The sequence below is a fragment of the Heyndrickxia sp. FSL W8-0496 genome, assembly GCF_038007825.1.
GTDB lineage: Bacteria > Bacillota > Bacilli > Bacillales > Bacillaceae_C > Heyndrickxia > Heyndrickxia oleronia.
This window is the reverse complement of the sequence record NZ_JBBOXX010000001.1, coordinates 2,702,002-2,726,142: the sequence shown is the minus strand read 5'-3', so window position 1 is coordinate 2,726,142 and position 24,141 is coordinate 2,702,002. Positions and strand designations below refer to the sequence as shown.

Genomic DNA, 24,141 nt, shown 5'->3' with positions numbered 1-24,141 from the left:
GAAATAGGGTTGTCTGGTAGCAATATCTTTTCATCAGACAACCCTTTTTTATAATCAGTAAAAAGTGAGATCCATTGAAAATAATTATAAATAAATCGTAGATTTAATTAGATCTCAAGTATTCCTCAAATGAAGGATAGGAAACGACATATTCTTGGTTAACCACCTCCCATAAGTATAGCGAGGCAATCGATTGATAAGGTGCCCATGCTTTTCCTTTTTCTTCTAAAAGTTTTTTACCATCTGATTCTTTTGAAACTGAATAAAGCCATTTGACACCACGTTGGAGACCAATATCTAGTAGGGATAATACATCGAGTCTACCTAGTGAGAAGATGAGAAACATTTCCGCTGTCCAACGACCAATTCCTTTGACTTGTGTTAATTGTTGTATTACCGTTTCATTCCCCATGTATGAAAATTGTTCAAATAGTAGCTCCTTTTTAGTAATTTTTTCGGATAAATCTCGTATATACGAAATCTTTCGGTAGGATATACCTATCTCTCTTAACTGCTCATCTGATAATGCTAAAATAGTCTCCGGTGAGAGATTGGAATTCGTCAATTTTTTTAGCCGCTCATTTAAAACGGAAGCAACCTTTGCAGATAATTGCTGTCCGACTATTGATCGTAATAATGCTTGATAGGGATCATCACTTATTTTTATATTGAGCGGACCAATAAGTTTCATTAGTTGTTGTAAGATAGGATCGGCAGTTCCTAATTTTTGTAATATTATTTGGTTCAATCGAATCACTTCCCTAAATTTTTGATTAACTAGATATGAACTTCATCATTTTAGAATAATATTAACATTATTCAGTTATTTTTAAATCATATAAAAATATTTTTAGATGTAATTTAAGCTAAATTTATTATCAATAGGGGTGGAAAGGAGTTTGGTTACAACTAAAAAAAGAATAAGAGGCATTTTTTATACTCATTTACACATACCTCTAATGGGGCAAGGCATTCGTTCTAAATGTAAACAAAGTGATTGAGGATACAGAAGGACTGCTGTGCACTCTATAATAGAATTAAAAAATTATGGAAGGAAAAAATTATTTCATTACTGTTGAAAAAGCTAATATTCATGACAATGAATGAGATAGAAGGTTTGAATGAAGAGTAAAACAGAGAAAATGAAAATACGTAAAAAGATTGATACATTAGTCATGGATGTATAGTCTATTATTTTAACTTTCTAATGAAAATGATTGATTTTTATCCAGAATATGCTAAGATGGGTTTAATTAAATGAAATTGATCACTAGGGGAGTCTTTTAAGAAGACTGAGACAGAGGTTCTGGACCCTTTGAACTTGATCCAGTTGATGCTGGCGTAAGGAAGTGGCTGTATTTTTCGGTGCGATGAACCGTGAAAATCAGTCCGTCCTTATATCTAGGGCGGTTTTTTTATGCCTTATAACAATAAAATATAGATTCTGCTAGGGGAGCCGAGTTTGGCTGAGAGAGATCAAAGAAGATTGATACCCTTTAAACCTGATCCGGGTGATGCCGGCGTAGGGAAGCGGTCCAAACCTATTTTTTAGGTTGTCTTTTTATGGGATATAACCGCTTTCTTTTTAGGAAAGTGGTTTTTCTGTTGTGGAGAAAAAAGAATTTATCTTCGTTTTCAAAATTACAACGTTCTTGATTTGCCAGCTCTTATCGAAATTAAACAAATTTCGAAAGTTCTTAAGGGAAAGGGGGGTGATTCAATGTCTAAAACTAGAAAACTAACATTGACTTCAATAATTATTGCGATTACTACACTAACAAGTAATATCGTGTTTATTCCAGTAGGGTTTGCGAAAATTTTTCCTGTACAACATATGGCTAATGTTTTGACTGCTGTATTGCTTGGTCCGGTTTATTCCGTAGCACAGTCATTCATCGTTTCATTACTTCGAAATATGAATGGAACTGGTTCTATTTTTGCTTTCCCAGGGAGTATGATTGGTGCTTTTTTAGCAAGCTTTCTATTTTTAAAAACCAAAAAGCTTATATGGGCATTTATTGGAGAGGTAACTGGAACAGGGATTCTTGGTGCGCTCGCTGCCTATCCGATTGCAACTCTGCTTTTAGGGAATAAAGTTGCCTTATTCGGGTTTGTACCGTCTTTCATAATCAGTTCCTTAGGCGGTGCAATTATTGGCATGGTTTTTATCAAAATATTATTCAAAAACAAAATAATAGGGGGAATCATCTATGAAAACAGCTCTTACAATCGCAGGCTCTGATTCAGGTGGAGGAGCAGGAGTACAAGCCGATTTGAAAGCATTCTCTGCATTAGGTGTGTATGGAATGTCTGTTATTACAGCTGTTACAGCGCAAAATACTGTTGAGGTACGATCGGTTCAGATGCTGGATATTTCGATCATTCGTGATCAAATTGCAGCAATATTTGAGGATTTACCGGTGGATGCTGTGAAAATTGGCATGCTTGGATCAGCGGAAATTGTAAAAAATGTGGCTGAAGAACTCAACAAGTATAAACCAAAACAGATAATTCTAGACCCTGTAATGGTTTCAAAGGGAGGACATCATCTTTTATTGACGGATGCCATACAATCCTTAAAGGAAAAATTGCTTCCAGTGGTAACACTTGTAACTCCTAATATTCCAGAAGCGGAATGTTTAACTAATACTAAGATTGAAAATATTGAGGATATGTATCAAGCATGTAGAAATTTAAAAGAGCTTGGGGCAAAATCTGTCCTCCTAAAAGGAGGACATCTTGAAGGAGATCCGAATGATTTATTTTTCGATGGCATGCAATTCACATGGTTAAAAGGGAAACGAATTCATACGAAGAATGTTCATGGGACCGGCTGTACTTTATCCTCCGCAATTACAGCGTATATAGCAAAAGGATACTCTTTGCAGGAGGCTGTTAAAGCAGGTAAATCCTATATTACAAAAGCAATTCAATATAGCATTAATATTGGATCTGGTCATGGTCCTACCCATCATTTTTTTGATATTTATGAGAAAGCTGGATTAGTAGAAAAAGAGAGGAAAATAAGGGGGAGTTATAGTGAATAATATCAAAGAATTATTTAATAGAGTAAAAGAGTCGAAGCCACTTATTCATCATATTACGAATACAGTAACCATCAATGATTGTGCCAATGTGACACTTGCAATTGGGGGATCACCTGTAATGGCAACAGAAACGAATGAGATGGAAGAGATGATCCAGTTAGCAGATGCACTAGTGATAAACTTTGGAACCATTCATGAGCAGGTTTTTGAATCTATGATTCGTGCTGGCCGTGCTGCAAATCGTAAAGGGATACCTGTAATATTTGATCCTGTTGGTGTAGGTGCAACTTCTTTTCGAACAAGTAAATCACAGATTCTATTAGATCAGGTCAAAATGGATATCATACGTGGGAATGTAAGTGAGCTTCATGCGTTAATTGGTGGAAGTAGTCAAACGAAAGGAGTAGATGCAGGTGAAGTTTCAGTTTCTCCGATAGAAATAGCGAATCGTGCAGCGGAAAAATATAAGTGTTCAATTGGGATAAGTGGCAAGGAAGATGTCATTTCAGATGGAAAACGAACATTCATCCTGCAAAATGGTGATGAAATATTAACAAAAATAACAGGTACTGGCTGTATGTCAGGTTCCATCATTGCAAGTTTTGCTGCAGTAAGTGAAGACCCTTTAAATGCTACGATGGTTGGAATGTCTGTCATGTCAATAGCGGGTCAAAGGGCAAAACAACATCTGAAACTGAATGAAGGTCTAGGAACATTTAAAGCAAAACTTATAGACGAAATTGATCTGATGAATGCTGAAACATTTAATCTTGAGGTGAGAATACATGAATATTGATTATCAACTGTATCTTGTTACAGATGAACAAACGTCCGAAGAGGAATTGCTTCCTATTGTTGAAAAAGCGGTGCTAGGTGGAGTCACTGCTGTGCAACTTCGAGAAAAACACTCAGAAGGAAAAATCTTTTTTGAAAAGGCAATAAAACTTAAACAACTTCTAGCAAAATTTGATGTTCCATTAATCATTAACGATCGTGTGGACATCGCATTGGCAGTCAATGCAGAAGGAATACATATTGGACAAAAAGATCTCCCCTTAGTGGAAGTGAAAAAAATAATACCCAACTCAATGATTGTCGGTGTTTCTGTTCAAACTGAGGAACAAGCATTGGTTGCACAAAAGGAAGGGGCTGATTATATCGGTGTTGGTACTGTTTTTCCGACAACTACAAAACCTGATGCGATCACTATGTCTTTTGCGACTTTAAGAAAGATTGTTCAAGCTATTCATATTCCTGCAGTTGCGATTGGAGGGATATCATTAGAAAATGTTCATCAGTTATCAAATGTAGGAGTATCTGGTATTTCCGTAGTTTCGGCGATTATGAAAGCGGATGATCCAAAATCTGCTGCACAAATGTTACGGAATAGTTTCAAATAATCATATGAAAAGAGGGGGAAAAATGGAAAGAATTCAAACAGAACGATTTACAGACAGACTTTATAAAAAGGTTGAACCTATTTGGCACCAAAATTTTCACCATTCATTTGTGCAAGGAATTGGTCGAGGGACACTCGAAAAAGAATTATTTTCTTTCTATCTGAAACAGGATTATGTTTATTTAATTGAGTATTCCAAGCTTTTTGCTATAGGGGCACAAAAGGCAACTAGTATTGAGATTATGAAACAATTTTCTGTCTTACTGCATGAAACTCTTCATTTTGAAATGGATGTTCACCGTTCATATGCTAAATCATTTGGGATAAGTGAGGAAGAGTTGGAACAATCAGAACCAACTCCAATTAATTTAGCGTATACCAATTATATGTTAAATGTGGCCCATAACGGTACTTTAGCAGAATTGGTTTCATGCCTTCTTCCTTGTGCATGGGACTATTGGGAGATTGGAAAGAAATTATATAGTAATTACCATAATGAATTGGAAACAAATCCTTATAAAAATTGGATTAAGGCTTATTCATCTGATGAATTTGGAGCCCTAGCAAAGTGGTTAATTCAACTCATGGATGAATTAACCTTTGAAAAACCCGAAAGAGAATTAACAATTTTAGAAAATCATTTTCAAACGACCTCTCGTTTTGAATTTTTATTTTGGGAAATGCTTCTAAATCAAGAAGAATGGCCGTTGCAGGTGCAGAATATGGTATAAGTTTTGAAGGTTTTTAACAATTTAATTGGAAAATCTCATTTTTACTAGTTCTGGGACAGTTTATAAAGCTGTCCCATTACTATTTTTTAAAGCTGAATTGCTTACATAACATTTTCTAAAAGCCACTTTTCTGTTTGACCTTCAATGTCAGTGTGAGTCCAAGCTATTATTGCATTTTTCTCTCCAAACTGATTGATTTGATGTTGAAAAAACATATCCGAAATAAAATACCCCAGTCTGTTATAACCAAAGGTACGCCCACCATTAATAGAAAACCATTCTCGAAATATTTGTTCGGGTGAATGGATAGCATAGTCATGTGCAAAAGCCATTTTAATTTCATGTTTATGTGCTTTTGCATATGTTAACCAATCATTCCCCTCATCGTTAAATGAGAAATACATGGAAGGATCCAAGTTTTTTGCGGTTTTACGGGAAAAATGAATAGCTGCTCCTTCTTGGTGAAGCCATATAAGTGGATTATTCCAATTTAACTTTGACCATTCCATTCCTGACATGTCTGAAAGGATATTATGTGCAACATGACCAAATTCGTGTGCAACAATTGTTCTTAAATGATCTGGTGAAGGGGATAATCTTTCTAATGCAAAGGATATGTTAGGAATAATTTGTCTGTGTGTATATGCATTTGATCCAAACCCCCCAACTATTAAGTTTACTTCAATTGGAAAAGTAAGTTGATACATATTGGAATACTTTTCATTGATTTCTTTGATAATAGGTTTTATGTTTTGGTGAACTTGGTTAATTCTTGAAAAAAACTGAGGGTATTTTTTTATTGATTGAGAATGTCGTTCATCGGTATCCTTACAATGATAGGCTAAATATTCTTGGAAAATGTCAGGATATTCATTGTAGTAGCTTCTTAAGAAACGAATTGAAGGGTGATAATTATTCATAAAAAAAGGTATCGTGTCAATTATTTTCAAGGGAATCCCTCCTAAAGTACTCAACTCTACTATAAATTTATATTAACATAGTTTACCAATGGAAAGGTTATAGTCTCTTTTGCTTTAGTATGAAAAATGCTAGAATTAAGTTAATCAATTCATACAAGTTTAGTAAAATCCGTGGAGGCGGTAGAGGTTCTAGCTACCCTCTTAAAAAAACTAATGAACAGTACATTAATTAGTACTGTTTTTTTCTCTAAAAGGGTAAACAAAACATCGCTGTATCTAAAGAGGCAACTAAACCAGTATATTATTGCGAAATCAATTTTATAAAGGGAGTAGTTAAATTGAAAAAAGAGAAAGCAATTGTTGTGTTTAGTGGTGGCCAAGATAGTACAACATGTCTATTTTGGGCATTGAAACGTTTTGAAGAAGTAATTGCAGTGACTTTCGATTATAATCAACGACATAAAACGGAAATAGATTGTGCAATAAATATCACCCAGGAGTTAGGAATTGTACACCATATTATAGATATGCAACTATTAAATCAACTAGCTCCGAATGCTTTAACAAGAGTTGACATTGATGTAACGGATGGGGAAGAGGGGGAGCTTCCATCTACATTTGTACCGGGTCGAAATTTATTATTTTTATCCTTCGCTGGTGTTGTAGCCAGTCAGGTAGGTGCAAAACACATTATAACAGGTGTCTGTGAAACAGATTTCAGTGGTTATCCTGATTGTAAGGATATATTTATCAAATCTTTAAATGTGACCTTAAATCTAGCCATGGATAAACAGTTTATTATCCATACACCTCTAATGTGGATAAACAAAGCAGAAACATGGAAGTTAGCGGATGAACTTGGTGCATTAGATTTTGTCCGTACAAAAACATTAACTTGCTATAATGGAATAATTGCAGAAGGGTGTGGAGAATGTCCCGCTTGTAAACTACGAAAAAGGGGATATGATGATTATATAAAAATAAAAGTAAGATAATTAAAGAAAGCACAAGAAACTTCTAACAAGATTGTTTCTTGTGCTCTTGAATACTTTTGAACATAAATTCTATTGTATTGCTTTCAAAAAGTGAATTAGTTGGTCCTCTTGTTCTGTATTAATAGCCACTTTGTTTTTACCAACCTTGCCACATTTTATACACTTATGGATAATTTGATATCCTTTTTTATTAGAATAATCTAGACCTACTGGAGCCATTAAACCTCGACAACTACTTTCCCGATCACCTGGCTGCTGATCTAGATGCAAAGAATATAAACAATATGGGCAATGATTACGATAACTTCCATTTGTTAATGGTTTAATTACCATCCTGCATTTCTTACATTGAAATCCTGTATTTTCAGTTTTTCTACTCAAGGACAATACCTCCTAGATGATTTTTTCATCTATGGAGGCAGGGTTCCGTTTTGTTTTTCCCCTATATGGAGCTTCAGGCTTTTGAGGAGAAGGGACCCGTTCACCGCTCGGCTTTACCATGCGATTAATTCTAGTTCCTACTTCATTTGAGCGTTTTTCATCTCAAAATCCGGACCTCGATTGATTTTATGAATTTGTATCAACCACTGTAAGACAGACATCTCCACCTTCCACTAGTAGGTGTTCTTCCTCAATCACTGACAATGGCATTCGTCCCCTATACTGCCCAATTATGTGTAAAATAAATTAACAAGAAACCACTCCAAATCTTATTATGTTTAAAGTATTCGATTAAATTATATCAAATAATTTAAAATAGTGGATTTTTTTCATAATAATAGTAGAACTATCACTGTTTTATTATGATTTTCAAATTAAATAGTAGGGTGAATGTACAGACACCACAAAATATTAAACCTATTGTAATATATCTAAATATTCATTATAATACTATTAATTAGAAATGCATCTAATAGAACACGACTTGAAGTTAGAATAATTTCACTATTCTAACGGTTTAACAACTAGGGGGAAACGTATATGAAAAGTATATGGAAAAAATGGAGTCAAATCAGTTTAGTCAAACAAATATTAATCGGTTTGATTATCGGGGTTATTCTAGCAGTTGCCATTCCAACTGTCGCCAAACCATTTGTTATATTAGGTTCATTATTTGTAGGCGCATTAAAAGCAATAGCACCTATTTTAGTATTATTCTTGGTTATGTCTGCCATCGCCCAACATAAAAGTGGTCATAAAACAAATATGAAATCCATTCTTGTACTCTATCTATTAGGAACATTTTTAGCTGGATTAGTGGCTGTAATTGTAAGTTTCATCTTCCCAGTAAGCCTAACTTTAGCTGATAGCGGAGAGGATTTAGCTGCTCCCGGTGGAGTCATAGAGGTCCTAAAAACATTATTACTTAATATAGTAGATAATCCGGTTAAAGCTATTTATAATGCAAACTACATCGGAATCTTAGCTTGGGCAATCCTTCTTGGTGTAGCACTTAAGAATGCACCTGACACGACTAAAACAATGATAGCAAACGTATCTGATGCAGTAGCAAAAATGGTTACATGGGTCATTAAATTTGCTCCATTAGGTATTATGGGACTAGTCATTGAATCAATTACGACAAATGGGCTTGAGTCATTATTAAGCTATGGAAAGCTACTTGCTGTATTACTTGGCTGTATGTTATTTGTTGCTGTAGTTATTAATCCGATTATCGTGTACATTGGTATTCGTCAAAATCCATATCCATTAGTTTTTAAGTGCTTAAAAGAAAGTGGTATTACTGCGTTTTTTACACGCAGTTCAGCAGCCAATATTCCTGTTAATATGAGATTATGTGAAAAGTTAGGTTTGGATAAGGATACGTATTCGGTTTCTATTCCATTAGGTGCAACAATTAATATGGCTGGTGCAGCTGTGACTATTTCTGTGTTAACACTTGCCGCTGTTCATACATTGGGTATTCACGTTGATATTCCTACAGCGATCATTCTTAGTGTTTTAGCTGCTGTATGTGCCTGTGGAGCTTCAGGAGTTGCTGGAGGTTCCTTATTATTGATTCCATTAGCATGTAGTTTATTTGGAATTCCAAATGATGTAGCTATGACAGTAGTTGGGGTAGGATTTATCGTAGGGGTTTTACAAGATTCTTGTGAAACTGCTTTAAATTCTTCCACCGACGTACTCTTTACAGCTACTGCTGAATATAGACAACGACGGAAAGAAGGAAAAAGTATTAATTTTAAACAGGCATCTTAAAGTAGTAAACCCTCCATACTTAGGTAGGAGGGTTTTTCTTATGCTATATACAGTACCTTTCTTTAAATAACATGAATCTCGGAGACTTAGAGTATCTTATATGAGAGAAGGGGGGATAATATGGAGGGTTTTTTTAAGCATAAATATGAGGCTTTTCCATTTGAAATATTCTCATTTTCACATACTTTGATGATAATTGTAATGTTTATTGGTGTTTTATTCATAATTTTAGGACGCACTTTTTTGAAGAAACATAATCAAATCGTGCGAATATCCTTTTTTACAATACTTTTCCTCTTAGAATTTCTTTATCATATATGGCTTTATAGTGGGGGAGTATGGGATGTATCTTTTGCATTGCCACTTCAGCTTTGTTCGATAAGCCTAATTTTATGTTTAATCATGTTATTAACAAAATCTCAGGTTGTTTTTCAAATCGTTTATTTTATGGGGATCTCGGGAGCATTAATGGCAATCATTACCCCTGAATTATTCTTAGGATATCCGCATTTTCGCTTCTTTCAATTTTTTATTACCCATATTCTGATCATTTGGACTTGTATTTATTATGTTATAGTACATCAGTATATTCCTACCACTAAAGGTTTGGTGAGCTCGTTTTTCTTTTTGAATGGATGTGCAGGAATTGCCTATTTTTTAAATAAAATCACTAGTGGAAATTATATGTTTCTATCATATAAACCAATAAATGGTTCCTTATTAGATTATTTTGGCCCCTATCCATATTATATTCTATCTTTAGAAGCGGCCGCCTTGATTTTGTTTATATTATTATTGCTTCCATTTAAGTTAAAAAAGAAGAGATAAATTTATAAATTAAAATATCGTTTTATAAACACTTTTTAACCCAATAGATCTGGGAAAAGTAGCTACGAAGAGTGTAGCTAATTCTAATTGATGAGTTTATTAATATATAAATTGATAGTTTGTTGTTTGTGCACGACAATCTTATAGAATATGAGGTTCAAGAAAAACAGCACCACTAAACCATACTGGTGCTGTTTGTATTTACGCTTGTCGTTCATCTTCAAGATAAAAACCTATATTTTGTTCAGCAAGTGCTTCAAAAAAACCTTCTTTATCCTTCAAGTTATTAATGGAAACATTTATGGCAGGGTAACCCATGCTTTTATTTGCTTCTAAAAGCTTTTTGTTCATACCAGTGAATTTATTCACGTATTTATCTTCATCAAATAATATAAAACCTAACATTGCCTGTTTATTGATTTGATATGGAATACATCCATCGATATCTTCCCATGGGATAAATCCAATTTTAGGAATGTATCCATTAATCATAATGCCTTCTGTACTAATGACAACGGAAGGTTCGTTTGTTGTCGCCTTTTTTAGTAGTACGATGGACACAGGTATAAGAACTATAGTTAATATGAGAGAGAGAATGAACATTGGAAATTCCAAAGTAATTGACCCGAAAAGCATAGCAAGGGTGATACCACCAAATACAAGTGTCAATGTTATAGTTAAAATTGAAAAGCCAATCATTCTTGCCCTAGAGTCAAAAAATTCTTTTTTCTGCATCGTTTCACCTTTCCATATTTTATGATGACATCCTTTTCATCCTAATTATTCCAACTGAATTGTATAATAAATGGAAAGTACATGTATATAGGCCAATAGAATTAGTAGATGAGTACGGATATTGATATATAGTGAAATAAACAGAGGAAGTGTAATAAAACGAAATTTTGAATTGGAATTGAAAATGGAAAATTTTAAGCATGAGTAATCCCTAATATGAAAACTACACCCTGTTTTTGTGTCGTTTGTTGTTTTTGTATTATCTCTGGCTTTTACACCAAATAAAGAGTTCAGTGTTCTTATGAGGTTTGCCAAACTTCAACTTACTTTTTCAGTTAAGATATGAGTTGAATAGTAAGAAGGTTTGAAAATAAGGCCTAAATAAAAAAGCCCCTTTTAAAATTAAAGAGGCTATTACTAATTTATTTAAAATTAATCCATCGAATAGAGTCTATTCCACTATGTGGATGATTTTTAGATGTAATTTTATAATACTCATATTCCAAATCTAATAAAGATAATTCAAAAAGATGCTTTCCATCTTTTTTGTATTGTCCATTTTCAATTAACTTATTAATTAAATCGTTTCGACGACTTTCTATTGTTTCATTTAACAATCTTTCCATTTTCATTTCCTCTCTTATGTTAGTTTCTTTTAATTGGATAAGAAGAGGAATGATCAACTGTATAAACCTCAACTTATCTTTCAAGCAATTTGCTTGCAGGATTTAGCACAGGATTCAAAAAAGAATCTGCTGCTGAGGTTTCATAGGGCCAGTCCCTCCACCTCTCTTGATAAGTATTTATGTAATTACAGATTAAAGCATATTAATCCGATTTGTCAACTATGTTTATTCGAGGTTTTTTACTCAATTGTAATTAATTTAAGCTATAAGAGTTATGGAAAGCCAAGTAAAAAATCAAACAAACCGGTTAAAAAAATCGGTTTGTTTGATTTTAATTTATTCTGTTTTCGTGCTCTGATCCTTATTTCTTTTATTTCCTTTGCTATTATCTCCACTAGTTGGAGTTTGTCCATGTAAATGGGGGGAATTTTGATTGTGACTACCTTGATTATATTTTTTAGTCATAGTAAATTGCTCCTTTCTTAGGAATAATAAAATAGTATCTCCTTTTTGTTTCAACTTATGATTTCTGATTAAAATCTAGCCTTTTAAATTCCATAAAATGAAAAAAAAGGTGAAAACTAATATAACTTTCATGTATAATGAATCGAAAAACTATTTTTGAAAATTTGAGGTCTACAATGCTATTAACAATTGGAATTATTACCCTTTTATTGTTTGTTACATTTATAAGTTCTTATTTATCAGATCCAAGAAGAGTGATAAATGGTTTTTGGTTTAACCTGTTTTTTTGTTCATTACTTATTTTTTGTTGTATTTTAGGATACAGTACTGGTAATAAACTCCTTATGATCTTTGCATTATTCCCATTTGCTATTTTACTATTTATAGCAACATTTGGTTTTTTTGCTCTAAGTGTTGCATTATTTTTAAATGCAAGGGTATTAATGAAAAAAGAGGGGAGACGATTTTCAAATGCGTTAACATTATTTTTAGGTATCTTTCTATTAATATTATTTATAAACCAAATCATAAATCCTGAGCGTTTATTATCGACTAGTTTGCAACCTCTATATGCAGGAGCTTCATTAATTGTCATTTATTTCTTTTTACATTTAACTAATTTTTTGACCGCTTATATGTTATACCAGTTTAATAGGCCAAAATACAATCAAGATTTTATTATTGTTTTAGGCAGTGGTTTAATTAATGATAGGGTTCCACCACTATTAGCAAGTAGAATAAATAAAGCGATTGAATTTTATTGGAAACAAAAGGCGGTAACTCTACCACCAAAATTAGTTTTTTCAGGTGGACAAGGACCTGATGAAAACCTCCCCGAAGCAGAAGCGATGCAAATTTATGCCGTAAACAATGGAATTCCTATAGAAGATACTCTGACAGAAGTTCATTCTGTGAATACTTTTCAGAATATGCTTTTTTCAAAACACCTCATGGATTCTTTAAAAGGAAATGAATATAATAGTATCTTTACGACGAACAATTTTCATCTGTTCCGAGCTAGCTTATATGCAAAAAAAGCTGGTCTAAATAGTCAAGGTATCGGTTCTAAAACGGCATTTTATTACTGGCCAAATGCAATGATTCGTGAGTATATTGCCATTATAATAATGAGACGTAAATTTCATACATTTGTTGTAGGTACCATATTAGGATTCTCTATCTTAATAACATTGATTTCTTTTTTATTTGAATAAGTTTTAAATAAAAGTCATTCTTCTTAATTGGAAAATGACTCTTTTTATCTTCAATGAAATATATCCTAATCTAAATTTTAAAATCTTAGTTTGGACGTACAAAATTGAATTGAACGCTTAAAATATTTCGAGTAAATGAAAAAGAGGCAGGTATACTTAAAACGACAAGTAAATCAATTCCGTTCCATATACTCATTTTTATTTGTTCAAATCCAAAGGTTCTTAAAATGGCACCTAGAATTGATAATATTGCACTTAAAAGTAAACCTGCATATAAGATAGAACAGATGTTATTAATGAATTCGTATAAATTTCATGTTTATTTCCTTCCTCTGTCGGTGGTCGTCTAATTAATGAAATGCGTTAAACTCACACTTCAAATAGGGGGTTGAATGCCCTCATTGTGTATCTGAATATATTGTAAGGTTTGGAAAATAGAATGGTCGCCAACGCTATCGTTGTAAGTGTTGTAGTAAGACCTTTACTGATACAACTAATACAGTTCTATACCGTACACGAAAAGGTGACGAATGGATTACGTTTGCTGATTGTATGTTCAAAGGCTATTCCCTCCGAAAATCTGCTGAAATCGTAGGGATTACTTAGGTTACACTTTTTTATTGGAGACACAAACTGTTAAGTGCATTAAAACAAATGGATTTTGAAAAATATGATGGTATCGTTGAAGTTGACGAGACCTATTTCCTATACTATCAATAAGGTCAACGTGGCATTTCAGAACGAAAACCTCGTAAGCGTGGCTGTAAATCTAAGCGTAGAGGAATAAGTCACGAACAAGTTCTTGTTGCAAGAGACCGCATATCTAAAGTTGCTTGTATGGGGCGTGTTGTGAAACAACAGGTTGATAATATAATTGGTTCTAAACTTTCAAAAGAAAACGTACTTGTAACAGATACTTGGAGAGCCTATAAAACCTATGCAAAAGAAAAAGGAATGGAACATTACAGAATTAAATCAAACGATGGCAAACACGTTATTAAGGGTTTGTATCACATCCAGAATGTTAATGGTCCCCATTCTCGAATGAAACAATGGATAGATTGTATTAAAGGTGTGGTTACCAAATATCTCGTCACTATCTTGCGTGGTTCTTGTTTGTAGATAACCGTAGCAATGAAAGCACAAAACACAACATTAAAGAGTTCTTACTCACATCATTTGTATTTGAAATGACGGACACATATAACTGTTTCGTCTTTCAAAGTTCAATGTTTAATTCTGGATGGTTATGTAGAGGAGGATAGGTATAATGCATCCACAAGAAATAATAGAGTTATTGATTGTTGGGGCAGTAATTGTATCAATCTTAATTATTGCAATTTTTTTAAAAGGTAGATGGCGAAAAAATGGTTGGTTAGTAGCATTAGTTATATTTGTAGCTTATTGTATATTTTTTGTTGCTCGTCCTTTTTGGATAGATGCACAAATTGACAAAAAAGTGAAATTACTAAGACCATACTTAGAAGAGCATTATCCAGATGAAGAATGGACTATTTCCACAGTTCCTCACCGTAAGGATGGCATTAAACATTTAAACCCTTACTATATTGGTGTTGTTTTTGAAAATGAACCAGAAGCTACTTATTATTATTGGGTAGAAGGTAAGGATAATATCTATCAAAAGGGGCGAGCAAACAATGGGTTAGAGGAATTTAAGCATATAGAAAAAAGGAAGTAATAATTTTTAGGTATTTCTATTTGATAAAGATTGGGAAACCTCTATAAATCTAGGTTTCCCTTAAATTTACCTAAAAATCAACATTCAAATTTAACATAGCCTATGTTTTAAAGATGAATGGGAAAGAGAAGTTCCAACATTAGCCAATAAAAAAGGGGATTTCAACTATATGAAATCCCTAAAAAATCTTGCTCATTTGTTTATTTACATTTGTTAATACTTCTATAATATCTGCAAGTTTTTCTTGTGAAAACTTCAAAAAGAGATCATGTACTTTTTTTCTCCATTTTCCGTTAAGTTCATTTTTACTACTCTGCGATCTTCACTTTCTCTTACTCGTTGTATTAAATCGAGTTTCTCCAGTTTATCACACATAGAGGTAGAGGTAACTGCACCTGGTGTTACAGAGAAAAAACCAGCAATTTCCGTAGCTTTCATTCCACCATTAATTTTTAACTGAAGAAGTAAGATAAGTTGGTTTTGAGAAAGTGGCTCATCTTTAGAAAAGAGGTTTACAAAGCTTTTGGACTTTTGTTGTATTTCAAGCATTTCTTTAATGATCATTTCTACATTTTGCATTTTCCTATCATTTGATATTTAATTACAGCCTATTACTATGTTTACAAATTGAAATATATTGTAAGTATATAATTTATCTTAGGCTTTGCCAATAAGTGAAATTAGATGAGTTTTTCTCCATAAAATCGACCTTATCATTTATGTTTATAATGATTGAATTTTTCGATATAATACTGTAGTAGCTAGTAAGGCATTTAAATTTGGAAATACAAATTGTCTGGAGCTACTACTTCATTTTAGATGAAGATAACTTAAATTTAATATTCATAACTAAAAATAATATTATCCAAATACATTTTTCACATATATTGATCATTAATGAAAATGAGAGAGGAGCATTGATAAATGACTATTTCTAAAAAGACCCTGCGTACGTGCAAAAATGGACATAAATATTATAAAAGTAGCGATTGTCCAACCTGTCCTATTTGTGAGAAAGAACGCGGAACGATCAATGGATTTCTTACAAGTTTATCTGCACCGGCAAGAAGGGCTTTGGAAACTAATGGGATAACTACTTTACAAAAGCTTTCAACATATAGTGAAAAAGATATTTTACAATTTCATGGTATGGGACCCGCATCTATACCTAAACTTAGAGCTGCCTTAAAAGAAAAAGGGCTTTCTTTTAGAAATTGATTACAACGACCTAGGAATTAAGTAGATCTAACAAGAACGCTTCTGTGACGTTTAACAAATGATTCATTTTTATTGCACTGTTTTAAACAACAAAGTGCTTTTTTTATACAAAAGTGTAGTATCCTTCTGAGTGCATCTTTAGCACCTTTCATAGCTTTTCGATGATGTTCCACATATAGATGTCTTCGAATGATAATGGTAATTTTGGAAACACTATGATCTAACAGACAGATATAAGAATGTTAAATAGGAAAAAAATAGATGGAGGACATCAAATATGGACAGTAATAATTGTGATTTTTCCCCAATGAAACGCCAAATAGAAACAGACATGAAACACCTGATCCATCAACTCCAATCTAATTTAGATTTACTTGGAAACGAAAACTATTGTCTTTTGGGTAACCTGGAGAGCATAAAAGATCAACTTATCGCAATTGAATCAATGGCAGCTTCATTTTATTTAAATTGTTATTTATCTTCGTTTACTGACACTTATGAGGATTTAACCACAACTGTTCAGCATCTTTCCAAGGATAAGCATGGAGCATTGATTATAGTAGAACGTCTTGACCCACTTGACAATATTATTCAAAAAGGTATTCCAATACGGGCAATGGTATCACCAAAGCTATTAGAGTCAATCTTTTATCCAGGGAACCCCCTCCATGATGGTGCAGTATTGATCAGAGGAAATGTAGTTGATTCTGCTGCAAATGTACTTCCATTAACTTCAAAATTAATACATGAAGGAAAATATGGAACACGTCACCGAGCAGCAATAGGACTCTCTGAGCAAAGTGATGCACTTGTACTCGTTGTTTCCGAAGAAACCGGTAAAATTTCATTTTCCTTAGATGGAAAACTATATCCGATTAATACAACACAACCTATAATTTTATAATGTTTTTCGGTAAATTTCTAAGCTTTATCATTGGAATATTATATTTCTATGTCAGTTAAGCATCGATGCCGTGAAAAGTTTACGAATGTATTTATACATTTTTGTATGATACATTTATGAATTTTGTAAAGTTTGGACATATCCCTGAAGGTCATCGATTGGAATATTTTAGGTTATGTCCAACGGCTCCTAATTACTTAAAGGGTTATATTAAGTTACTATAAAATAATTATGTAAACTCAAATCTAGTTATTTATTCTTAAAGGAAGATAGAAGGGACTTGAAATAAAGAGTAGTCGGTCCCTATTTTGAAGTGTTGAAAAGGAGAAGTCATTTCTAGATGAGTTTCTCTTAATTCAAATAAAAGAATATGGACATTTATGCAAAAATTTCCATATATGATTAACTATGATACATATTTTTAAAAACAATCAATTTTCATCAATTAATGCTTGATTCATCCTTGTTAGTAATTCTTTAAATGTCTCACATTCAAGAATGCTCCACGTATCAAGCATGTTTGTATACTTGTCTAAACGCTTCTCAATGTCTTCTAGTAAAGCTTGCCTTCCTTCATCAGTAATCTGGAATAAACTGACACGTTTATCATTTGGGTCTGAAAACCTTTGAATAAACCCTAATGATTCCAAAGTAGTTGTTTGTCTACTTACAGTTGAAATATCTAAATGAAACGTTTTAGCAATACTTTTACTATTAGCTGGACCATCCTCATCAAGTTTTCTCAATAGTAAGTAAAGAGCACGATCGATATTTCCTATTTTTTTATTTTGTTCCAAATAAACGGCTCTGCGAATGAGTGTAGTTAATTCATATTCGATCTGTTTAATTTCATTTATTTTTAAATGATTGGACATTTATGATTTTCTTCCTTTGTTATTTAGTCTGTTTTCGTATCGTTTGTTGCTTTTGTAAGGACCCAACTGTCTGCTTTTACACAAAATAAAAGATTAAACGATTCTTATGGATTGTGTAGCGGTCTTCAGACAGTAGTTATTTGCTATAACATTCCTTAAATTGCAATAATATTTGAGAAAAGAGCCATTATTTATAATTTGTTTATATCAGTAAATTTAAAGTATTTCAATTCATATTGACAAAACATAGTATAGTTGTATAATACAACTATATTTTTGCTTAGAAAATAGATATTATTAACTTCAAAAGAAGGAGGCTGAAGTTGCTTAATAATATGTTTAGCAACAAAATGATGAAATTATTAAAAATTGTGATGCAAATTGTACTATTATTTGCATTTTCCTATATTGGAAGTGTAGTACAAGATCTTTTTCATTTAAGTATACCAGGAAGTATTATTGGTCTAATTTTATTATTAATTTGTTTATTCTTTAGAATTATTCCTGTTTCCTTTATAAGTCGTGGTGCAGGAACACTTTTAGCCATTTTACCTTTACTATTTATTCCAGCTATGATTGGAATTATGAACTATCCATCTTTATTGTCATTGGATGGATTATTTTTATTAGTCGTCATTGTCTTAAGTTCAATCATAACGCTAATTATGTCTGGAGTAATTGGTCAGTATTTTGAAAAACATAGCAGAAAAAGAAAGGAAAAGAATAAATGCAACACGCACTATACACAATCATTATAATTCTTTTTACCGTGTTGGTCTATTTTGTGATGAACAAGCTTTATCGTCGGTTTTCATACCCAATTTTTATTCCGGTTCTAACATCAACAATTATAATTATAGTGATTCTAGAATTGGCTCATATTCCTTATACGAAATACATGACTGGTGGAAAATGGATAAATTCCCTGTTGGGTCCAGCAATAGTCGCCTTAGCATTTCCGTTATATAACCAAAGACATATATTAAAAAAATATTGGTTTCCTATTATTACAGGGGTCATCGTAGGATTATTATCAGGTATGTTCACAGGACCATTATTAGGAGAATTAATAGGTATTGACCAAACCTTGATACTTTCGATTATTCCTAAATCACTTACAACTCCTGTAGCGGTACAAGTTGCCTCTGGTATTGGTGGATCGTCAGCAATGGCAGTAGTGAGCGTAATGATTGCAGGTTTTACAGGTGTTCTATTGGGACCAGTCATATTTAAATGGACGAAAATTCATAGTTCAATTGGCAAAGGCATAGGTTTAGGATGTACTTCTCACGCTCTTGGAACTGCAAAGTCAAATGAATACGGTGAAGTATCATTCTCGATGAGTTCTGTTTCTATGACTTTATGTGCAGTTTTAGGATCGATTATCGGTCCGATTGTTGCGTTAGTATTTAGTTAATACTTCATATATCAATGTACGTTAAAATTAAAAGTATAATAATTATGTTCATTTCTAGGTCACAGTTATATTCTTGTGGCCTTTTCACTATTAAATTAGTATTTTTATTTTATCCAGATTTTAAAATTTTAAATACTTTGATATATTAATTAAAGGCTCAATTCGTTAAGTTTGTAAGATTTCATATAAAGCGTGAAGCTTGAATAAATTGGGATTCATGTTCTATTTCTATCTGATTGTATTATCAACAGAAAAATAGTGGAATTTGGGACCAAATTTAGTGGTTTTTTAAATTTGTTCAGAAATGAACCGATGAAGAGTCATATGAATGATTGAAATAAAAATAAAAAATAAATATCTTTAATTTTATTTGGAAATTGGGGAGCGAAAATTGATGAATCAAGCTGCACAAAACTATTGGAATGATTTCTGGAAATTAAAAGTAGAGGAAATACCGAAACACGTAAGTGCATGGCAATTTGGAGATAATCCAAACTATTTAGCACAATTAGTAATTGAAGGAATTAAAACAGCTACTTGTTCTGGTTTGATTTTTTATGAAATGGAAAATGAGCGCATACCATGCGTGGATGATTATAGTATCATTTTAAATAGTCATGATGAACCTTTAGCTATTATTAAAACAGTTGATGTTCAAATTATGCCAATGAATGAAGTTCCAGAAGAGTTTGCTATAGCAGAAGGAGAAGGAGATCGAACCTATCAATATTGGAAGGATACACATGAAAAATTCTTTACTGAAGCATTAAAGGAAATAGGCCGGGAATTTTCTGAGGATTTAAAATTGGTATGTGAACGTTTTACATTAATTGATGTAAAAAAATAAGGGTAATTTTTAAAATCGAATTATATTAATATAACTTAATAAAAAATATTTCGTTAAAAACGTTAAAAAATTCATTGCAAACTCATTTTTCACATGGTAGGATTAGTACAAATATAATTCCTTTAATCTGGTCCAGAGAGGCTAAAAAGGGTGGAAATGTAAATATTATGATTGTATAGTATTTTATATGCCCTTTTGTCTTATTTGGACGGAAGGGCATTTATTTTTGTATAAAAAATTACAACTCTTTTAACTAGAGTCCTGTGAGGCTTGAAAGGAGAAAAGAAAAATGAATTATCGTAATAAAACAGTAGTAGCGTCCGTCGCTGGATTAACACTTGAAGGTATGGATATTATGTTTATATCCTTTGCCATGTCTTTAATCGTTGCAGATTTTCATATCAGTTTAGCAACAGGTGGTTTTATCTCAACTATAACAAATATCGGCATGTTAGTTGGAGGTATGCTCTTCGGAATTTTAGCAGATAAGTTTGGAAGAGTGCGGATATTTACGTATACAATTTTTCTATTTGCTATCGGGACGGCATTAACCGGATTTGCGACAAATATAGAGCAAGTGTATGTATTTAGATTTATTGCCGGTATCGGCGCTGGTGGCGAGTACGGGATCGGTATGGCATTAGTTGCAGAAGCGTGGCCAAAGAATAAACAGGGACGAGCTTCTTCATATGTTAGTATCGGTGCACAATTTGGTGTTATTCTTGCAGCCATATTAAGTGCAGTTCTTCTTCCGATGTTTGGCTGGAGAGGTTTGTTTTTTGTTGGTGTAGTACCAGTTATTTTCGCATTTATGGTTAGAAGAAATTTAAAGGAATCACCGGAATGGTTAGCAGCACAAAAGAAAAATGAAATGAAAAAGGAAAAAGGGAAGTTAATGCAATTATTTCATAACCCACGTACTGCTTTTACAACCATTGCATTGGCAATAATGGCCACTGTACAAATTGCGGGCTATAATGGATTAATGATATGGTTGCCTTCTATGCTGCAAAAGTCACAAGGCTTATCAGTTTCTAGTTCTGCCCTTTGGACAATTAGCACAGCTGTCGGAATGATAGCAGGAATGTTAACCTTCGGACAAATTATTGACCGTTTTGGACTGAAACTTTCATATGGTGTTTTTCTTCTTGTTTCAGCCGCTGCCGTTTTCTTTTATTCTTTTGCAACAGGAAGCGTCGCTATTTTGGTAGGTGGTGCAGTTGTAGGCTTTTTCTCAAATGGAATGTTTGCCGGCTACGGAGCATTGATCAGTCGTTATTACGATGTAACAATTAGAAGTACAGCAACAAACACGATCTTTAATTTTGGAAGAGCGGTAGGTGGGGTATCACCAATAGTCGTTGGCTACATCTTACAACATGCAAGTATGTCTGTTGCTATGACTTATCTTGCGGCACTATATTGTCTATCATTTATAGTTATGCTTTGCTTAAAAAGTAAGAAAACGACTAGCAATGAGAACGAATACGTAAAATTAGCTACTGAATCTGTTTGATACAAAAGGTTAATGGAATAAGAAATTGACAAAAAAATTAATAAGTATGATAGAGAGGGTTGCTTTAAACGCGATCCTCTCTATCATTTTCTAATGGAAAAAGTTTTTCTTCATTATATGAAAATATGCTAATATAAAAAGAAAATAAAGTGGGTACATAAATTGGGAATATTATCAGAAAGATTAATTTTAATATCATTATTTATTTTTATCATCCATTCGATTGAAACTTTAGCATATGCCGTTCGACTTTCTGGAGCAAGGGTTCGATTATTAGCCTCTGCTTTATCATTATTTAATGTAATGGTTATTGTTTCGAGAATGGCAAATATGATGCAACAACCTTTTACAGGACGTCTTGTGGATAATGCACCTAAAGAAAATGCGTTCCAATTTGTTGAATCTCAATTTAGAGTGATTATTGGGGCGTCAACTTTAGGGACAATTATGGGCATACTATTACTTCCTACCTTTATTGCATTGTTTTCAAGGGCTATTGTTCACTTATCTGAAGAGAGAGGATCTATCCCAGCTTTATTAAAGAAAGGATTATCCAAAGAGTATTTTATGCGTGGGATTAAACATATTCATTTGCCAAGACTCTCATACATAAAAGATATAAAGAAAAAAGATATTCCTATTAAATTATTCTTCATTAATATGCTTATTACCGCCATATATACAATAGGAGTATTGTCAGCATTATATGCATCGATTATAGCTCCTGAAAGATCCGCAACAGCTACGATGGCATCAGGACTAATCAATGGGATCGCAACGATTTTACTTACCATTTTTATAGACCCCAAAATATCTATACTTGCTGATGATGTGGTTAACCAGAGAGGTAGTTATAATAGTTTGAAGGGGGTTTCACTAATGATGGTGACATCGCGTTTGTTAGGAACCATACTTGCACAATTATTATTAATTCCAGGTGCAGAATACATTGCGTGGTTAACCAAGTTCATGTGATGACACTTCTTATTAAAAATCATGAAATAACTCCTTGAATAAGCACTGAAACAAAGCTAAAAAAATAAATATATGGGTTGATCCTTGACTTAGGACACTAACTGAAGTAGAGAAAATTACTACATTTTAGATGTTGTTTTGTTGAGATCAATCCCTTTTTTATGTGTAGCTTTGATTTAGAAGCTAAATCTTTTCTATATGTAGTATTCGTCTAATTAATATTTGAAAATAAAGCGAGGTTATTATATTAAGTAAAACATTTAAATAGTTTAAGTAATTGTATTATAATTAGAGTAATTCTTTGTTGTTTTTTAAATTAGCAAGGAATTACCTAGTTACTTTTTACCCACTTTAAAACTACGTAGCAAACATGCTTGTATTTAATGAGATTGGATAGTGCATGTCAATCAATTATTATTTACTGTATTTTGCTCACTTTCTGGAGAGAAAAAGATCATGTTTTATCCAATCTCTTAAAATAATATTTAGGAGATGAAAGATTATGGGGTTATTAAATAACGGAATAACCATCATGAACTTTGACGAAACGTATATTTCTCAGAAGGAACTTCAACAATTTCCCCATGAAAATATTAATATTCAACATTTACTTCATGTGAATCTCTTTTGCCAAGAAGATTCTTTGAAATTATTAAAAAGCTATCTAGAAAAAAGAAAGCAAAAAGGAATAACACTTATTGGAAATGGGAATTATCATTATGTAACCTATTTATTGTTAAGTGAAATCTGTCAACCGTTTACACTTGTTTTATTTGATAATCATCCTGATCTGGAAATAAAACAAAAAGGTGAAACTATACTTTCATGTGGATCATGGGTTTCTTTTGCTTTAGCAAATAACCCCCTTTTAAAAAATGTAGTGATAATAGGACCGACAAATATAAAATTACACCACCTGAATGTCCCACGAACAATTATCTATCCTTTTAATAAAAACCAACAATATTCATTAAAATCAATAATTTCTTCTATTCATACCGAGATTGTATATGTAAGCATCGATAAAGATGTTTTAAATACAAATGAGGTTACAACAAATTGGGACCAAGGAATGATGAGTATTCATTCATTAACTCATTATTTATCATCCATTTTACAAGCTAAACAAGTCATTGGTGTGGATATATGTGGTGAAGTGAAAATGTCACCAGAGCAAGTTCTTCTACCAAACTATCAAACTATTATTAAAAAAAATGCTATGGTTAATCGACAATTATTAACAACCTGTCTTAAATATAGTAACTGTAAAACAAAGGGGGCATAATTAGTTTTTTGAAACGCCATGCTAATCAATGGAGGTGAAAGAAATGGAAAACGAGAAGCTAATTGAATTTACAAAAAATGTTTTAAATCAAAGGAATGACCTAACTGGTCCTGACTTAGCAAAAGGTGACTTTCCTATACAACCTAAACATGTGAAAATTCAGAAGACAAATACGGGAAAAACTGAATGAATGTTACCTAAAATTTCAAGAAAAAGGGATATTTT

Annotated in this window: 27 protein-coding genes, 1 pseudogene and 3 riboswitches; of the genes and pseudogenes, 20 read left to right on the top strand and 8 right to left on the bottom strand. The window is 32.7% G+C overall.

Annotated elements, in window-relative coordinates:
* Window positions 1-103: 103 nt before the first annotated feature.
* Window positions 104-748, bottom strand: coding sequence for a DNA-3-methyladenine glycosylase family protein (locus NST63_RS13735; RefSeq protein WP_079991200.1), 645 nt, complete (start codon window positions 746-748; stop codon window positions 104-106).
* Between the two features lie 514 nt (window positions 749-1,262).
* A riboswitch (TPP riboswitch) is annotated at window positions 1,263-1,365 on the top strand.
* A gap of 74 nt (window positions 1,366-1,439) precedes the next feature.
* A riboswitch (TPP riboswitch) is annotated at window positions 1,440-1,546 on the top strand.
* A gap of 174 nt (window positions 1,547-1,720) precedes the next feature.
* Here NST63_RS13735 and thiW point away from each other — a divergent pair.
* The 5 genes from thiW to tenA are packed head-to-tail and all read left to right on the top strand — an operon-like array spanning window position 1,721 to window position 5,177.
* Window positions 1,721-2,242, top strand: a complete 522-nt coding sequence (gene thiW / locus NST63_RS13730) for an energy coupling factor transporter S component ThiW (protein ID WP_341042574.1) — start codon at window positions 1,721-1,723, stop codon at window positions 2,240-2,242.
* Window positions 2,211-3,047 carry a bifunctional hydroxymethylpyrimidine kinase/phosphomethylpyrimidine kinase gene (thiD, locus tag NST63_RS13725; RefSeq protein ID WP_341042573.1) on the top strand — a complete coding sequence of 279 codons (837 nt, stop codon included), beginning with the start codon at window positions 2,211-2,213 and terminating at the stop codon, window positions 3,045-3,047. Before thiW ends, thiD begins: the two co-directional genes overlap by 32 nt.
* Window positions 3,040-3,843, top strand: coding sequence for a hydroxyethylthiazole kinase (gene thiM, locus NST63_RS13720; protein ID WP_242598089.1), 804 nt, complete (start codon window positions 3,040-3,042; stop codon window positions 3,841-3,843). Before thiD ends, thiM begins: the two co-directional genes overlap by 8 nt.
* On the top strand, window positions 3,833-4,447 hold the full coding sequence (thiE, locus tag NST63_RS13715) for a thiamine phosphate synthase (RefSeq protein ID WP_058005353.1): 615 nt from the start codon (window positions 3,833-3,835) through the stop codon (window positions 4,445-4,447). The genes thiM and thiE overlap by 11 nt, the downstream gene beginning before the upstream one ends.
* Window positions 4,448-4,469: 22 nt before the next feature.
* Window positions 4,470-5,177: a thiaminase II gene (gene tenA, locus NST63_RS13710; protein ID WP_180211854.1), complete on the top strand. Its 708-nt coding sequence runs from the start codon at window positions 4,470-4,472 to the stop codon at window positions 5,175-5,177.
* Window positions 5,178-5,278: 101 nt separating this feature from the next.
* On the opposite strand, the gene NST63_RS13705 is transcribed toward tenA, so the two are convergent.
* Window positions 5,279-6,127 carry a hypothetical protein gene (locus NST63_RS13705; RefSeq protein ID WP_341042570.1) on the bottom strand — a complete coding sequence of 283 codons (849 nt, stop codon included), beginning with the start codon at window positions 6,125-6,127 and terminating at the stop codon, window positions 5,279-5,281.
* Between the two features lie 290 nt (window positions 6,128-6,417).
* Here NST63_RS13705 and queC point away from each other — a divergent pair, with 290 nt between their 5' ends.
* On the top strand, window positions 6,418-7,092 hold the full coding sequence (gene queC / locus NST63_RS13700) for a 7-cyano-7-deazaguanine synthase QueC (protein ID WP_341044203.1): 675 nt from the start codon (window positions 6,418-6,420) through the stop codon (window positions 7,090-7,092).
* 69 nt (window positions 7,093-7,161) lie between these two features.
* On the opposite strand, the gene NST63_RS13695 is transcribed toward queC, so the two are convergent.
* Window positions 7,162-7,473, bottom strand: a complete 312-nt coding sequence (locus NST63_RS13695) for an RNHCP domain-containing protein (protein WP_071975836.1) — start codon at window positions 7,471-7,473, stop codon at window positions 7,162-7,164.
* Between the two features lie 600 nt (window positions 7,474-8,073).
* Between NST63_RS13695 and sstT the strand changes: the two genes are divergently transcribed.
* A complete protein-coding gene (gene sstT / locus NST63_RS13690) occupies window positions 8,074-9,312 on the top strand; it encodes a serine/threonine transporter SstT (RefSeq protein ID WP_058005349.1) in 1,239 nt (412 codons plus the stop codon).
* A 120-nt stretch (window positions 9,313-9,432) separates the two neighbouring features.
* Window positions 9,433-10,140: a YwaF family protein gene (locus tag NST63_RS13685; RefSeq protein ID WP_341042568.1), complete on the top strand. Its 708-nt coding sequence runs from the start codon at window positions 9,433-9,435 to the stop codon at window positions 10,138-10,140.
* A 201-nt stretch (window positions 10,141-10,341) separates the two neighbouring features.
* Here NST63_RS13685 and NST63_RS13680 read toward each other — a convergent pair whose 3' ends face one another.
* The 3 genes from NST63_RS13680 to NST63_RS13670 form a co-directional block, all read right to left on the bottom strand.
* A complete protein-coding gene (locus tag NST63_RS13680) occupies window positions 10,342-10,875 on the bottom strand; it encodes an STM3941 family protein (protein ID WP_071975837.1) in 534 nt (177 codons plus the stop codon).
* A 422-nt stretch (window positions 10,876-11,297) separates the two neighbouring features.
* Window positions 11,298-11,501, bottom strand: coding sequence for a Fur-regulated basic protein FbpA (locus tag NST63_RS13675; protein WP_058005421.1), 204 nt, complete (start codon window positions 11,499-11,501; stop codon window positions 11,298-11,300).
* Window positions 11,502-11,571: 70 nt separating this feature from the next.
* Window positions 11,572-11,677: riboswitch (SAM riboswitch) on the bottom strand.
* 160 nt (window positions 11,678-11,837) lie between these two features.
* Window positions 11,838-11,966 (bottom strand): hypothetical protein, encoded by a 129-nt coding sequence (locus NST63_RS13670; RefSeq protein WP_257233982.1) that lies wholly within the window; start codon window positions 11,964-11,966, stop codon window positions 11,838-11,840.
* 176 nt (window positions 11,967-12,142) lie between these two features.
* On the opposite strand from NST63_RS13670, the gene NST63_RS13665 reads away from it, so the two are divergent.
* The 3 genes and pseudogenes from NST63_RS13665 to NST63_RS13655 all read left to right on the top strand — a co-directional run bounded on the left by NST63_RS13665 (window position 12,143) and on the right by NST63_RS13655 (window position 14,879).
* Entirely contained in the window at window positions 12,143-13,180 is a 1,038-nt protein-coding gene (locus tag NST63_RS13665) for a YdcF family protein (protein WP_341042565.1), read from the top strand.
* 328 nt (window positions 13,181-13,508) lie between these two features.
* Window positions 13,509-14,417, top strand: a pseudogene (locus tag NST63_RS13660) (IS1595 family transposase); the annotation flags it as partial.
* A 33-nt stretch (window positions 14,418-14,450) separates the two neighbouring features.
* On the top strand, window positions 14,451-14,879 hold the full coding sequence (locus NST63_RS13655) for a hypothetical protein (protein ID WP_341042563.1): 429 nt from the start codon (window positions 14,451-14,453) through the stop codon (window positions 14,877-14,879).
* 255 nt (window positions 14,880-15,134) lie between these two features.
* On the opposite strand, the gene NST63_RS13650 is transcribed toward NST63_RS13655, so the two are convergent.
* Window positions 15,135-15,458, bottom strand: a complete 324-nt coding sequence (locus NST63_RS13650; RefSeq protein ID WP_341042561.1) for a MarR family winged helix-turn-helix transcriptional regulator — start codon at window positions 15,456-15,458, stop codon at window positions 15,135-15,137.
* Between the two features lie 345 nt (window positions 15,459-15,803).
* Here NST63_RS13650 and NST63_RS13645 point away from each other — a divergent pair, with 345 nt between their 5' ends.
* Window positions 15,804-16,097 (top strand): RNA polymerase alpha subunit C-terminal domain-containing protein, encoded by a 294-nt coding sequence (locus NST63_RS13645; RefSeq protein WP_341042558.1) that lies wholly within the window; start codon window positions 15,804-15,806, stop codon window positions 16,095-16,097.
* A 277-nt stretch (window positions 16,098-16,374) separates the two neighbouring features.
* Complete coding sequence (cdaS, locus tag NST63_RS13640; protein WP_058005343.1) at window positions 16,375-17,001, top strand: sporulation-specific diadenylate cyclase CdaS; 627 nt, start codon at window positions 16,375-16,377, stop codon at window positions 16,999-17,001.
* A 431-nt stretch (window positions 17,002-17,432) separates the two neighbouring features.
* Here the strand turns inward: cdaS and NST63_RS13635 are convergent, their stop codons facing one another.
* Window positions 17,433-17,876: a MarR family winged helix-turn-helix transcriptional regulator gene (locus NST63_RS13635; protein WP_280617387.1), complete on the bottom strand. Its 444-nt coding sequence runs from the start codon at window positions 17,874-17,876 to the stop codon at window positions 17,433-17,435.
* Window positions 17,877-18,229: 353 nt separating this feature from the next.
* Here NST63_RS13635 and NST63_RS13630 point away from each other — a divergent pair, with 353 nt between their 5' ends.
* From NST63_RS13630 to NST63_RS13600, 7 genes are all read left to right on the top strand, one after another.
* Window positions 18,230-18,634 carry a CidA/LrgA family holin-like protein gene (locus tag NST63_RS13630; protein ID WP_341044202.1) on the top strand — a complete coding sequence of 135 codons (405 nt, stop codon included), beginning with the start codon at window positions 18,230-18,232 and terminating at the stop codon, window positions 18,632-18,634.
* A complete protein-coding gene (locus NST63_RS13625) occupies window positions 18,604-19,293 on the top strand; it encodes an LrgB family protein (RefSeq protein ID WP_071975839.1) in 690 nt (229 codons plus the stop codon). Before NST63_RS13630 ends, NST63_RS13625 begins: the two co-directional genes overlap by 31 nt.
* Before the next feature lie 394 nt (window positions 19,294-19,687).
* Complete coding sequence (locus NST63_RS13620; RefSeq protein ID WP_341042551.1) at window positions 19,688-20,140, top strand: ASCH domain-containing protein; 453 nt, start codon at window positions 19,688-19,690, stop codon at window positions 20,138-20,140.
* A 289-nt stretch (window positions 20,141-20,429) separates the two neighbouring features.
* On the top strand, window positions 20,430-21,656 hold the full coding sequence (locus tag NST63_RS13615) for an MFS transporter (RefSeq protein ID WP_071975841.1): 1,227 nt from the start codon (window positions 20,430-20,432) through the stop codon (window positions 21,654-21,656).
* 162 nt (window positions 21,657-21,818) lie between these two features.
* Window positions 21,819-22,631, top strand: coding sequence for a lipid II flippase Amj family protein (locus NST63_RS13610; protein WP_341042547.1), 813 nt, complete (start codon window positions 21,819-21,821; stop codon window positions 22,629-22,631).
* Window positions 22,632-23,133: 502 nt separating this feature from the next.
* Window positions 23,134-23,916: an arginase family protein gene (locus tag NST63_RS13605; protein WP_341042545.1), complete on the top strand. Its 783-nt coding sequence runs from the start codon at window positions 23,134-23,136 to the stop codon at window positions 23,914-23,916.
* 43 nt (window positions 23,917-23,959) lie between these two features.
* Window positions 23,960-24,106 (top strand): hypothetical protein, encoded by a 147-nt coding sequence (locus NST63_RS13600; protein ID WP_341042544.1) that lies wholly within the window; start codon window positions 23,960-23,962, stop codon window positions 24,104-24,106.
* The last annotated feature ends 35 nt before the right edge of the window (window positions 24,107-24,141 follow it).